Below are 11,705 nucleotides of genomic sequence, written 5' to 3'. Positions count from 1 at the left end.
ACCGGCTCAGCGCTCGTTGCGACGCCAGGGGCGGCCACGCCCGATCGCGCGCGCATCACCAAAGGGTAGCCGCGTCTCGAAGCGATCGAGCTCCAACCCGGAATCGTTGTCGCCGAGCATCTGGGCCCGCCGCAGCCACAGGCGGTAGCCGTGCAAATCCCCGATGTTGAACCGGCTCATCGCAAGATTCTGCGCGGCAAGGCACGCATAAGGGCCACCCCGCATCCACACACGCCGGTAGAGCCAGGCCGGTGTTCCCGCCCGAGACATCACGCCCAGGTCCGCCGGATCGTTGCCCTGGCTGAACAGCCCGGCCAGTTCCAGCATCGCATGCGCATGACCGCGCCGAGCGAGATGGCGGAGGATCGGCCGGTAATGGCCATTGGCCCGCCGCTGCATGATCGCGCGGGCGCGCTCGAACAGCCGATCCTCCCGCGTCATTCAGCCCCCGACGGTCTGCTCGATCACGCCGAAGATCGGGTGGTGCTTGTCGTCCTCGGCCCAGATGCGAACCGTGTCGCCCTTCTTGAGGAACGGCGTGACCGGGGCGCCGCCGCGGATCGTCTCGATCGTGCGGATCTCGGCGAGGCAGGAATAGCCGACGCCGCCTTCGCTCACCGGCTTGCCCGGGCCGCCATCCTCGCCCCGGTTCGAAACCGTGCCCGAGCCGATGATCGTGCCGGCGCCAAGCTTGCGCGTCTTGGCGGCGTGGGCGACGAGCGTGCCGAAATCGAAGGTCATGTCGACGCCGGCATCGGCCCTGCCGAAAGCCTGCCCGTTCACATCGACCATCAGCTTGCGGTGCAGCTTGCCGTCCTGCCACCAGTCGCCCAGCGAATCGGGCGTGACGAAGACCGGCGAGAAGGCGCTGGCCGGCTTGGACTGGAAGAAGCCGAAGCCCTTGGCGAGCTCGCCCGGGATCAGGTTGCGCAGGGAGACGTCGTTGGTGAGGCCGACCAGGCGGATCGCGGCGAGCGCCTCTTCGCGCGAAGCCCCGAGCGGCACGTCGCCGGTGACGACCACCACTTCGCCCTCAAGGTCGCAGCCCCAGCTCTCATCGGCGAGCGGGATCACGTCGCGCGGACCGAGGAAGCCGTCACTGCCGCCCTGGTACATCAGCGGATCATGCCAGAAGCTGTCGGGCATCTCGGCATTCCGCGCCTGACGCACCAGCGCGACATGGTTCACATAGGCCGAGCCGTCCGCCCATTGGAATGCGCGCGGCAGCGGCGCTGCGGCGAGCCGTTCGTGGAAACGCTCGCGCGGGATCACCTCGTGATCGAGATCGGTCGCGAGGTTGCGCAGATCCGCTTCCACCCGGTCCCAATTGTCGAGCGCCGCCTGCAGGGTCGGGGCGATCATGTCGGCACTGGCATACCAGGCCAGATCGGTGGAAACGACGACCAGCTTGCCGTCACGGCCGCTCTTCAGGCTTGCGAGCTTCATAAGTCTCTCCTTTGCCCCATCCATAGCCGTCCGCGCGGCCAAGTCGAGTTGATCCAGTCAGTTGACTCGGCCGCGCACGCCCCGCATCGAAGGGCCATGGGGGCTGCGTTGCGCTTTCTGGATCACGAAGGCGAGATGGCGGCGCGGATTCGCGCATTCGACTGGTCGAACCATGTGCTCGGCCCGCCCGAAACCTGGCCCGAGGCGCTGAAATTCGCGCTCGATGTGGCACTGGGCTCGACCTTCCCCACCGCGGTCTATTGGGGACCGGAGCTCTTCCTTCTCTACAATGACGCCTGGGCTCCGATCCCGGCCGAGCGGCATCCCTGGGCATTGGGCCGGCCCGGCGGCGAGGTATGGGCGGATATCTGGGATATCGTCGGCCCGCAGATGCGCGAAGTGCTCGACACCGGCCGCGGCTTCGCGATCTACGACCAGCGCCTGATGATGGCGCGGAACGGTCGCCCGCAGGAAACCTGGTGGAACTACAGCTTCACCCCGGTGCGCGATGCCGAAGGCCGCGTCGCCGGCATGCTCAACCAGGGCAATGAGACCACGCGCACGGTGCTCGCCGAGCGCGCACGGCTCGCCGAAGTGGCGCGTCTGCGTGACCTGTTCGAGCAGGCGCCGGGGGCGATCGCGCTGCTCCACGGGCCCGAACATCGCTTCGAATTCGCCAATTCCGAATATCTCGCGCTGGTCGGCGGCCGGCCGGTGCTGGGGATGACCGTCGCCGAGGCGCTGCCCGAGGTGGTCGACCAGGGCTTCGTCTCGCTGCTCGACAGCGTCTATGTGAGCGGCGAGCCGTTTCGCGCCGACGGCATTCCGGTACTGCTCCAGCGCCAGCCCGGCGCACCACCCGAAACGCGTTTCCTCGATTTCGTCTACCAGCCGATCAAGGACGCAAACGGCAACCCGACCGACATCTTCGTTGCCGCCAATGACGTCACCGAGCGGACCACCGCCGAGGAAGCACTGCGCCGAAGCGAGGAGCGCCTGCAACTGGCGCTGAACGCCTCGCTCGGCGTCGGCACCTGGGTCTGGGACGTGCCCGCCAACCTGGTTACCGCCGATGCGCGCTTCCTGCGACTATACGGGGTGGACGAAGCGCTTGCCGGCAAAGGCACCCCGATCGAGCAGTTCTTCGTCAACGTGCACCCCAAGGATCGCCCCAGGCTCGAGGCGGGGATCGCCCGCACGCTGCAGGAGCGCATGCCGTTCAACGAGGAATATCGGCTGCTCCAGCCCGACGGTACCGCGCGCTGGGTGAGCGCGCAGGGCCGGGCGACCTTCGACGAGAATGGCGATCCGCTGCGCTTCCCCGGCGTCGCCTTCGACATCACCGAGCGCAAGCTGGCCGAGGAAGCCGCGCGCGACGCTGCCGAAGAGCTCCGCGAAGCGAACGAGGCCCAGGCATTCCTGGGCGCGTTGGCCGACCAGCAGCGCACGCTCGATACCGCCGACGCGGTGATGCGCTTCACCGCCGCCGCCCTGGGCGAGCAGATGCGGCTCGACCGGGTGAGCTTCTACCGGGTGCACGGCGCCGAAGTGCGCTTCGGCCCCTCCTGGGCCAGCGACCGGCTGGCGCCGCTTGAAGGCACGCTGGCGATCGAGGCGCTCGGCGACAATGCCCGGGCCTATCGCATCGGGCACAGCGTCGTGCTGGACGACATCGCGAGACAGGCGCCCGGCCTCGCCCATTTCGCCGGTGCCGGCGTCGGCGTCCCGCTGCTGCGCGGCGGGCAATGGGTGGCCGTGATGTCGCTCAATACCGCCGAGCCGCGCCGCTGGTCGCCGGAGGAAGTCGCGTTCATCGAAGCGGTGGCCGAGACGACCTGGGATGCAGTGGAGCGGATCGAGGCCGTCGCGGCGCTACGTGAGAGCGAGGCCAAGTTCCGCGCCATCGCCAATTCGATCGACCAGATGGTGTGGTCGACCCAACCCGACGGCTATCACGATTACTATAATGACCGCTGGTACGAATATACCGGCGTGCCGGCGGGCAGCACCGACGGCGAGGCCTGGAACGACATGTTCCATCCCGAGGACCAGGAGCGCGCCTGGGCCGTCTGGCGCCAGAGCCTGGCCACCGGCGCGCGCTACCGGATCGAATATCGGCTCAAGCATCGATCGGGCCGGTATCGCTGGGTGCTCGGCAGCGCCCAGCCGGTGCGCGACGAGCAGGGCGCGATCACCCGCTGGTTCGGCACCTGCACCGACATCCAGGACATCGTCGATGCGCGCGAAGTCCTCGCCCGGTCGCGCGAGGCGCTGGAAGCAGCGGTGCGCGAGCGGACCGAGCAGCTGATGGCGGCCGAGGCACGGTTGCGCCAGGCACAGAAGATGGAGGCGGTGGGCCAGCTCACCGGCGGCATCGCACACGACTTCAACAACATGCTCGCCGTGGTGATCGGCGCGCTCGACCTGCTCGAGCGCCGCGTGAAGCAGGGCAACCGGGACCTCGACAAATATATCAGCGCCGCCCGCGAAGGCGCCAATCGCGCCGCCACGCTCACCCAGCGGCTGCTCGCCTTCTCGCGCCAGCAACCGCTCGCCCCGATGGCGATCGATGCCAATGAGATGGTGCGCGGGATGATCGAGCTGCTCGTCCGCACGCTGGGCGACGATGTCACGGTGGAAACCGTGCTGCCCGCCGGCGTGTCGCCGCTGCTCGCCGATCCCAACCAGCTCGAGAACGTCATCCTCAACCTGTCGGTCAATGCGCGCGACGCGATGCCGCATGGCGGCAAGCTGGTGCTCGCCACCGCCAATGCCCGGTTCGAGGCGGCCGAGGCGGCGGAGCTGGAACTGCAGCCCGGCGACTATGTCGAGATCGCGGTGACCGACAGCGGCACCGGCATGACCCCCGAAGTGGCAGCGCGGGCCTTCGATCCCTTTTTCACCACCAAGGGGGTCGGCAAGGGCACCGGGCTGGGCCTGAGCCAGGTGTTCGGGTTCGTCCGCCAGTCAGGCGGCGCGGTGGGGATCGATACCGAGGAAGGGCGCGGCACTACCGTGCGGCTCTATCTGCCGGCCCATTCGGGCGCCGCGCTGCAGCCGCGCACCGAAACCCCGGCCGCTGCTCCGGCACGAGGGCATGAGGGCGAGCTGGTGCTGGTGGTCGAGGACGAGGAGCGGGTACGCAACTTCTCGCTCGAGGCGCTGCGCGAGCTTGGCTACCAGGTGGTCGGCGCCCGCGACGGGCCCGAGGCATTGCGGCTGATCGACACCGGGCTGCGCGTCTCGCTGCTGTTCAGCGACGTGGTGATGCCCGAGATGACCGGCCGCGAGCTGGCGGAGCATGCGCGCGCCAGGGTGCCGGGGCTCAAGGTACTGCTGACCAGCGGCTATGCCCCGGAAACCGCCCGGGTGGCCGGCGAGACGATCCTCGCCAAGCCCTTCGACCTGGACCGACTTGCCGCCGCGGTGCGCACCGCGCTGGACGCATAAAGCCTTGACCGAATCGCGCATGCAGGCCATGCGCGCCGCGGCTTCGGCGCCCCGCGCCTGTGCCCCCGTAACGCCCAGCCGCCGAGTCCTGTCGAAGGGCGGCTTGTGGCCCGCCCCGGCAGGCGGAGACGTGTATCCATGGCAAATGTAGCGGTTATCGGCGCCCAATGGGGTGACGAAGGCAAGGGCAAGATCGTCGACTGGCTCGCCGAGCGTGCCGACATGGTCGTGCGCTTCCAGGGCGGCCACAATGCCGGCCACACGCTCGTCGTCGGCGAGAATGTCTACAAGCTCTCGCTGCTCCCCTCGGGTATCGTGCGTGGCACGCCTTCGGTGATCGGCAATGGCGTGGTGCTCGATCCCTGGGCGCTCAAGGCCGAGATCGAGAAGCTGCGCGGCCAGGGCGTGGAAGTGACGCCCGACACGCTGAGCATAGCCGATACCTGCCCGCTGATCCTGCCGCTGCACGGCGAGCTCGACGGTCTGCGCGAGGACGCCAGCGGCGCCGGCAAGATCGGCACCACCCGCCGCGGCATCGGCCCGGCCTATGAGGACAAGGTCGGCCGCCGCGCGATCCGCGTCTGCGACCTGGCGCATCTCGGCGAGCTGGAGCCGCAGCTCGATCGCCTGCTCGCGCATCACGACGCGCTGCGCGCCGGCTTCGGCGTCGGCCCGATCGACCGCGCCGCGCTGGTCCGGCAGCTCGAGGAAATCGCCGGTTTCGTGCTGCCATTCGCCAAGCCGGTGTGGCGCGACCTCAACGCCGCGCGCGAGCGCGGCCGCCGCATCCTGTTCGAGGGCGCGCAGGGCGTGCTGCTCGACATCGATCACGGCACCTATCCGTTCGTCACCTCGTCGAACACCGTGGCAGGCACGGCTTCGGCCGGTTCGGGCATCGGCCCGGCGGCGGTCGGCTTCGTGCTGGGCATCGCCAAGGCCTATACCACCCGCGTCGGATCGGGTCCGTTCCCGAGCGAGCAGGACAATGAAGTGGGCGAGCGGCTCGGCACGCGCGGCCATGAGTTCGGCACCGTCACCGGGCGCAAGCGCCGCTGCGGCTGGCTCGACGCGGTGCTGCTGCGCCAGTCGGCCGCGGTCTCGGGCATCACCGGCATCGCGCTGACCAAGCTCGACGTGCTCGACGGGTTCGACGAGATCCAGGTCTGCACCGGCTACAGGCTGCACGGCGAGGAGATCGACTATTACCCGTCGAACGCCGCCGATCAGGCCGCGGTCGAAGCGGTCTACGAGACGATGCCGGGCTGGCAGGAAACCACCGCGGGCGCGCGCAGCTGGGCCGAGCTGCCCGCCGCCGCGATCAAGTATATCCGCCGCGTGGAAGAGCTGATCCGCTGCCCGGTGGCGCTGGTCTCGACCAGCCCCGAGCGCGAGGACACGATCCTGGTCCGCGATCCTTTCGCGGACTGATCTGGTCTGGTCCGCAATCCCTTCGCGGACTGATCTGGCCTGGTCCGCGATTCCTTCGCGGACGGATCGAACCAAGGCTATGCGCTACCCGTCCGGCCAGAGCGGGTAGCGCAACGCCCTGTGGCTTAGTTGGGCTTCTTCTTCTTGCCCTCATATTTGCGGTCCCGCTTGTCCGCTTCGTTCGATGCCGAGGCATCTTCGGCGGGAGCAGCGGGATCCGGGGCCGTCGTGGCCGTGCTGGCGTCCGGCGCAGGTGCCGGCGCAGTAGCGCTCGGATCGGGCGCCGGCGCAGGGGCGGGCGTCTCGGTCGGCGTCGTCGTGGTGGACGGATCGGTAGGAGTGGTGGTCTGGGCGAAGGCCGCCGGAGCGGCAAGCAGCGCCGCGGCGCCGATCAGGGTTTTGAGCAACATAACTGGGCAATCCTCCTTCGGTTTTTGCCGAGGACCGTTGGAGCGGTTGCGCATGTCTGGATTGTTTCCAAGCGTTTCAGCCAGCCCTGCGAGGCACACGGCTGGGCAGCGAACAGAGCCGGAAGAGAGATGGGCCGAAATGTGGCAGACAAGTAAAAGCCGGCCGAATTCGCCGATCCGGCCGGCTTTCGAAGCCTGAACTGGTTTCCGCGGTTACCGAACGAATCAGCCGACCTGGGCGCGGTGCAGCAGCTTCTGGTCGGCCAGGACCAGCGCCATCATCGCCTCGACCACCGGCACGCCGCGAATGCCGACGCACGGATCATGCCGACCCTTGGTGCGGATCTCGGCTGCCTCGCCTGCGCGGTTGATCGTCTCAACCGGCGTCAGGATCGAACTGGTCGGCTTGAACGCCGCGCGCACCCGCACCGGCTGGCCGGTCGAGATGCCGCCGGCGATGCCACCCGCATGGTTGGCAAGGAACTCGGGACCATCGGCACCGGGACGCATCGGATCGGCATTGGCCTCACCGGTCGCCAGCGCGGCGGCGAAGCCGTCGCCGATCTCGATGCCCTTCACCGCGTTGATCGACATGATCGCGGCGGCAAGCTCGCTGTCGAGCTTGGCATAGAGCGGCGCGCCCCAGCCCGCCGGCACGCCGGTCGCCTCGCAGGTGACCGTGGCACCCAGCGACGAGCCGGCCTTGCGTGCCGCGTCGACCAGCGTCTCCCACTGGGCCGCCGCTTCGGCATCGGGCGAGAAGAAGGCGTTGCGGTCGATCTCGGCGGCGTCGAAGCGCGAATAGAGGATCGGCGCATGGCCGATCGCCTCGACCCAGCCGGTGATCGTCACTTCGGGAATGACCAGCCGGGCGATCGCGCCGGCCGCCACTCGCGCCGCCGTCTCGCGCGCCGAGCTGCGCCCGCCGCCGCGATAGTCGCGGAAGCCGTATTTTGCGTCATAGGCATAATCGGCATGGCCGGGGCGATAGGCGACCGCGACTTCGGAATAGTCCTTGGAGCGCTGGTCGACATTCTCGATCATCAGGCTGATCGGCGTTCCCGTCGTCCGCCCTTCGAACACGCCGGAGAGGATGCGGACCTGGTCCGGCTCCTGCCGCTGGGTGGTGAAGCGCGACTGGCCGGGACGGCGCTTGTCGAGATAGGGCTGGATATCGGCTTCGGACAGCGCGATCCCCGGCGGGCACCCGTCGACGACGACGCCCAGCGCCGGGCCATGGCTCTCGCCCCAGGTGGTGAAGCGGAAGACGCGTCCGAAGGTATTGTAGCTCATCGCCTTGCTACTGTCCGATCCCACAAGGTTTTGAAAGCGAGAAGCACGGGGATGGCGACCACCAAAGAGAGCGCGAAAACGCCAAAGCCCGCCAGTGAGAAGAAGGAAAGATCGAGCAAGTTCAAGGCGGCCCAAGGGAAGAGGACCAGAATATACAATCCAGGCAGCCCTCTCGCGGCCTGCAGCAACGCCGGCCCTGTCGGCACCCGTGATTTGCGGCTCACGACCAACCGATCCACCCCCCACGAGAGCGGCAAGACAAACAGAAAGAGATTGGCGTTCAGCTCAAACATCGCGGCCCAGCTCTGCGAACGCCGATGCATGCGTCGCGGCGCCGCGCACCCCGCACGGCATGGCGCCGCCCTGGAGCGGCAACGCCATCAGATACTCACCGGCATAGGGCGAGGCAAATCCCTGCGCCCATTCGGCCACGAAACCAAAACGCTCATAATAGCCCGGCTCGCCCAGCACGAAGCAGAGCATCGCGCCGGCCGCCTGCAGCTGCGCGATCCCGGCCTGGACCAGCGCCTCGCCGACACCCTGCTGGCGCCAGGCCTTTTCCACCGCCAGCGGCGCCAGTGCGACTGCCGCGATCGGCTTGTCCGCGATGGTGACGTCCATCCGGCTGAACGCGACCATGCCGGCAAGCGCGCCGGTTTCCTCGTCGTCGGCCACCAGCGTCAGCACCATGTCGCCGTCGATGCACAGCCGCTGGACCAGCCGCGCCTCGTCCTCCGCCGGGAAGGAACGGCGCAGCAGCGCGTCGATCGCCGCCACGTCCCCGCCGGTAGCGGGGCGCACGACGATGCTCACGAGAGCGCGATGTCCGGCGCGTCCTCGGCCTTCATGCCGATCACGTTGTAGCCCGCATCCACATGGTGGATTTCGCCGGTCACGCCAGCGGAGAGATTCGAAAGCAGGTACAGGCCGGCGCCGCCAACGTCCTCGATCGTCACCGTACGGCGCAAAGGCGAGTTCAGCTCGTTCCACTTGAGGATATAGTTGAAGTCGCCGATGCCGCGCGCCGCCAGCGTCTGGATCGGGCCGGCCGAGATCGCGTTCACCCGGATATTCTCCGGTCCCATGTCGACCGCGAGATACTTCACGCTGGTCTCCAGCGCGGCCTTGGCGACGCCCATCACGTTATAGTGCGGGATCACCTTCTCGGCGCCGTAATAGGTCAGCGTCAGGATCGAGCCGCCCTCCGGCATCATCGCGCGCGCGCGCTTGGCGACGGCGACGAGGCTGTAGGCCGAGATGTTCATCGTCATCAGGAAGTTGTCGAGCGTGGTATCGTAGAACTTGCCGCGCAGCTGCGACTTGTCCGAGAAGCCGATCGCATGGACGACGAAGTCGATCGTCGGCCACTTCGCCTTGAGCGTGTCGAACGCCACATCGAGCGCGTCCATGTCCGACACGTCGCAATCGATCAGCGTGTCCGAGCCCAGCTGCTCGGCCAGCGGCTTCACGCGCTTCAGCAGCGCATCGCCCTGATAGCTGAACGCCAGCTCGGCGCCCTGCTCGCGCAACTGCTTTGCGATGCCCCAGGCGAGGCTCTTGTCATTGGCGAGGCCCATGATCAGCCCACGCTTGCCCTGCATCAATCCGGTCACGACGCACTATTCTCCATTCTTACGCGGCTCCTCTAGACCCGTTTCGGGCGTTTCCGCCAGAGCCGCGTTCAACTCGGCGCCGACTACCAGCCCCAGCCCAACGAGGAAGAAGAAGATCAGTGCGATCATCACGCCTGCAAGGCTTCCATAGGTCAGATCGTAATTTCCCAGCGTACCGAGGATTTTGGGCAACAGGGCGGTAACCAGCAGCCACCAGGCCGCCGTGAACAGCGCGCCCGGCCATTTCGGGCATTTGCTCTTCCGGTATCGGCTGGGGGTGAGCGAGTAGAACAGGATGTAGAGCGCGCCGAACAGCGCGATCGCCGGGGCGATCTTGCTGAGCGAGACGATGCGCTGCGCCTCGGACGCCCAGGGGAAGATATTGTAGAGGAACTGCTCGACGCCGGTGAGGATCACCTGGAAGCTGAACGCCGCCATGGTGATGATGACCGAGGCGATGATCATCCCGATCGCCCCCAGCCGATATTGCCAGAAGGGCGTGCTCGAGCGGACACCATAGGCCTGGCGCAGGATGCCGCGGATCGTCTCGATGAAGCCGGCCACGGTCCACAGCCCGACGATCGCGCCGAACCAGAGCAGATTGCCCGTCCGCGCCATCAGCACGTCGGACACCGGCTTGCGCAGCAGGTCCGCCACGTCGGGCGGCACGGTGTGGAGAAAGGCCTCGAGCGTGTGAATCCCCTCCGAGCTGCGGCCGAACAGCTGGGCGATCGCCGCCGCGACGATGAAGAAGGGGAAGAGCGTTACCAGGCTGAGATAGGCAAGGTTGCCGGCATAGGTGAAGCCGTCGTTGAACGTGCCGATCACCACCCGCTTGGTGACATGCCAGAATTTGGGTCCCAGGCCGATGCGGGCGAGCAGGCCGAGGATGCGGGATCCAAGCCCCGGCTTCGCCTGCGCGGCGCCCGTATCTTCCCCTGTCGTCACAAGGCGTTAGACGCCCATGCGGCCACGCGGGTTCCCCTTGTCGGTCCAGCCCCGGGCGAACTCGATCAGCGCATCGTCATTTACCGGCAGCTCGACCATCAGCGTGACGAGGAGGTCGCCGCGGCCGCCACCGGTTCCTGGCGCCTTCTTGTGGAAGCCGCGGCCCTTGAGGCGGAGCACCTTGCCCGAGGACGAGCCCTTGGGAACCTTGAGCATCACCGCGCCGTCCGGCGTCGGCACCCGCACTTCGGCGCCGAGCACGGCTTCCGACAGCGTGACCGGCAGGTCGAGCCGGATATCGTCGCCCTGGCGCTCGTAGAAACGGTGCGGCTGGATCTCGATCGTGACGATCGCATCGCCGGGCTCGCCGGCGCCTTCCTCGCCCTTGCCGGCGAGGCGCATCTGGGTGCCGGTCTCGACGCCGGCGGGCAGCTTGAGGTCGAGCGTCTTGCCGTCGCGCAGCGTGATCCGCTGCGGCGCCAGCTTCGCCGCATCCTCGAACGACACCGCGAGGCGATAGGCCACGTTCGCGCCCTTGGGCGCCGCGCGCCGGCCGAAATCGCCGAAGCCGCCCGAGAAGCCGCCGCCACCGCGCCGGCCGCCCATGCCGCCGAACAGCCCCTCGAAGATGTCGCCGAAGCCACCGCCATCGCCGCCGCCGAAATCGGCGCGGAAACCGCCCTGGCCGGCGCCGGGATTGCCTCCGCCAAAGCCACCGCCGAAGCCGGCCCCGAACGGGTTCACGGGATTGCCCTCGCCATCGATCTCGCCGCGATCGAAGCGGGCGCGCTTGTCCTTGTCGGTCAGCAGGTCATAGGCCTGAGTGACCTGGCTGAACTTCTCCGCCGCCTTGGGATTGTCCTTGTTGCGGTCCGGATGCAGCTCCTTGGCGAGCTTGCGATAGGCCTTCTTGATATCGGCCTCGCTCGCGCCACGTGCGACATTCAGGACGGAATACGGATCAGCAGCCATCAAAACCCCTTTGGACGCGCCGTATTTCGGCGTGTCTGGTTCCTAACGCAAGAGTTGCGGATAAAACTCCCGCCCGCGAGAAAGCCGACTGTTCCAGTGCTTCCCCGGCGAAAGCCGGGGCCCAGGGCCGCAAGGGACATGGCTC

Annotated in this window: 11 protein-coding genes; 2 read left to right on the top strand and 9 right to left on the bottom strand. The window is 67.8% G+C overall.

All coding sequences use genetic code 11. The annotated features are described in order from the left end of the window. Positions 1–6: 6 nt before the first annotated feature. Together O3305_RS16570 and O3305_RS16565 are read right to left on the bottom strand one after the other, a co-directional pair. Positions 7–441, bottom strand: coding sequence for a hypothetical protein (locus tag O3305_RS16570; RefSeq protein ID WP_184162622.1), 435 nt, complete (start codon positions 439–441; stop codon positions 7–9). Further along, positions 442–1,446: a fumarylacetoacetate hydrolase family protein gene (locus O3305_RS16565; protein ID WP_269573516.1), complete on the bottom strand. Its 1,005-nt coding sequence runs from the start codon at positions 1,444–1,446 to the stop codon at positions 442–444. Between the two features lie 96 nt (positions 1,447–1,542). Here O3305_RS16565 and O3305_RS16560 point away from each other — a divergent pair, with 96 nt between their 5' ends. Then, positions 1,543–4,896: a PAS domain-containing protein gene (locus O3305_RS16560; protein ID WP_269573515.1), complete on the top strand. Its 3,354-nt coding sequence runs from the start codon at positions 1,543–1,545 to the stop codon at positions 4,894–4,896. Between the two features lie 138 nt (positions 4,897–5,034). Then, complete coding sequence (locus O3305_RS16555) at positions 5,035–6,324, top strand: adenylosuccinate synthase (RefSeq protein ID WP_269573514.1); 1,290 nt, start codon at positions 5,035–5,037, stop codon at positions 6,322–6,324. 125 nt (positions 6,325–6,449) lie between these two features. Here the strand turns inward: O3305_RS16555 and O3305_RS16550 are convergent, their stop codons facing one another. From O3305_RS16550 to O3305_RS16520, 7 genes are all read right to left on the bottom strand, one after another. Further along, positions 6,450–6,734 carry a hypothetical protein gene (locus tag O3305_RS16550; RefSeq protein ID WP_269573513.1) on the bottom strand — a complete coding sequence of 95 codons (285 nt, stop codon included), beginning with the start codon at positions 6,732–6,734 and terminating at the stop codon, positions 6,450–6,452. 225 nt (positions 6,735–6,959) lie between these two features. Beyond that, a complete protein-coding gene (gene aroC / locus O3305_RS16545) occupies positions 6,960–8,027 on the bottom strand; it encodes a chorismate synthase (RefSeq protein ID WP_184162633.1) in 1,068 nt (355 codons plus the stop codon). Beyond that, positions 8,024–8,320, bottom strand: coding sequence for a hypothetical protein (locus O3305_RS16540; protein WP_269573512.1), 297 nt, complete (start codon positions 8,318–8,320; stop codon positions 8,024–8,026). The genes aroC and O3305_RS16540 overlap by 4 nt, the downstream gene beginning before the upstream one ends. Further along, complete coding sequence (locus O3305_RS16535; RefSeq protein WP_269573511.1) at positions 8,313–8,840, bottom strand: GNAT family N-acetyltransferase; 528 nt, start codon at positions 8,838–8,840, stop codon at positions 8,313–8,315. Before O3305_RS16535 ends, O3305_RS16540 begins: the two co-directional genes overlap by 8 nt. Next, complete coding sequence (gene fabI / locus O3305_RS16530) at positions 8,837–9,640, bottom strand: enoyl-ACP reductase FabI (RefSeq protein WP_269573510.1); 804 nt, start codon at positions 9,638–9,640, stop codon at positions 8,837–8,839. The genes O3305_RS16535 and fabI overlap by 4 nt, the downstream gene beginning before the upstream one ends. Before the next feature lie 6 nt (positions 9,641–9,646). Beyond that, complete coding sequence (locus tag O3305_RS16525; RefSeq protein ID WP_446745984.1) at positions 9,647–10,531, bottom strand: YihY/virulence factor BrkB family protein; 885 nt, start codon at positions 10,529–10,531, stop codon at positions 9,647–9,649. Between the two features lie 63 nt (positions 10,532–10,594). After that, positions 10,595–11,560 carry a DnaJ C-terminal domain-containing protein gene (locus tag O3305_RS16520; RefSeq protein WP_269573508.1) on the bottom strand — a complete coding sequence of 322 codons (966 nt, stop codon included), beginning with the start codon at positions 11,558–11,560 and terminating at the stop codon, positions 10,595–10,597. Positions 11,561–11,705: the final 145 nt, after the last annotated feature.

This window comes from Sphingomonas sp. NIBR02145, from assembly GCF_027359115.1.
Taxonomy (GTDB): Bacteria; Pseudomonadota; Alphaproteobacteria; order Sphingomonadales; family Sphingomonadaceae; genus Sphingomonas; species Sphingomonas kyeonggiensis_A.
The sequence above is the reverse complement of the archived record's forward strand: the minus strand, read 5'-3'. Positions and strand labels throughout refer to the sequence as shown.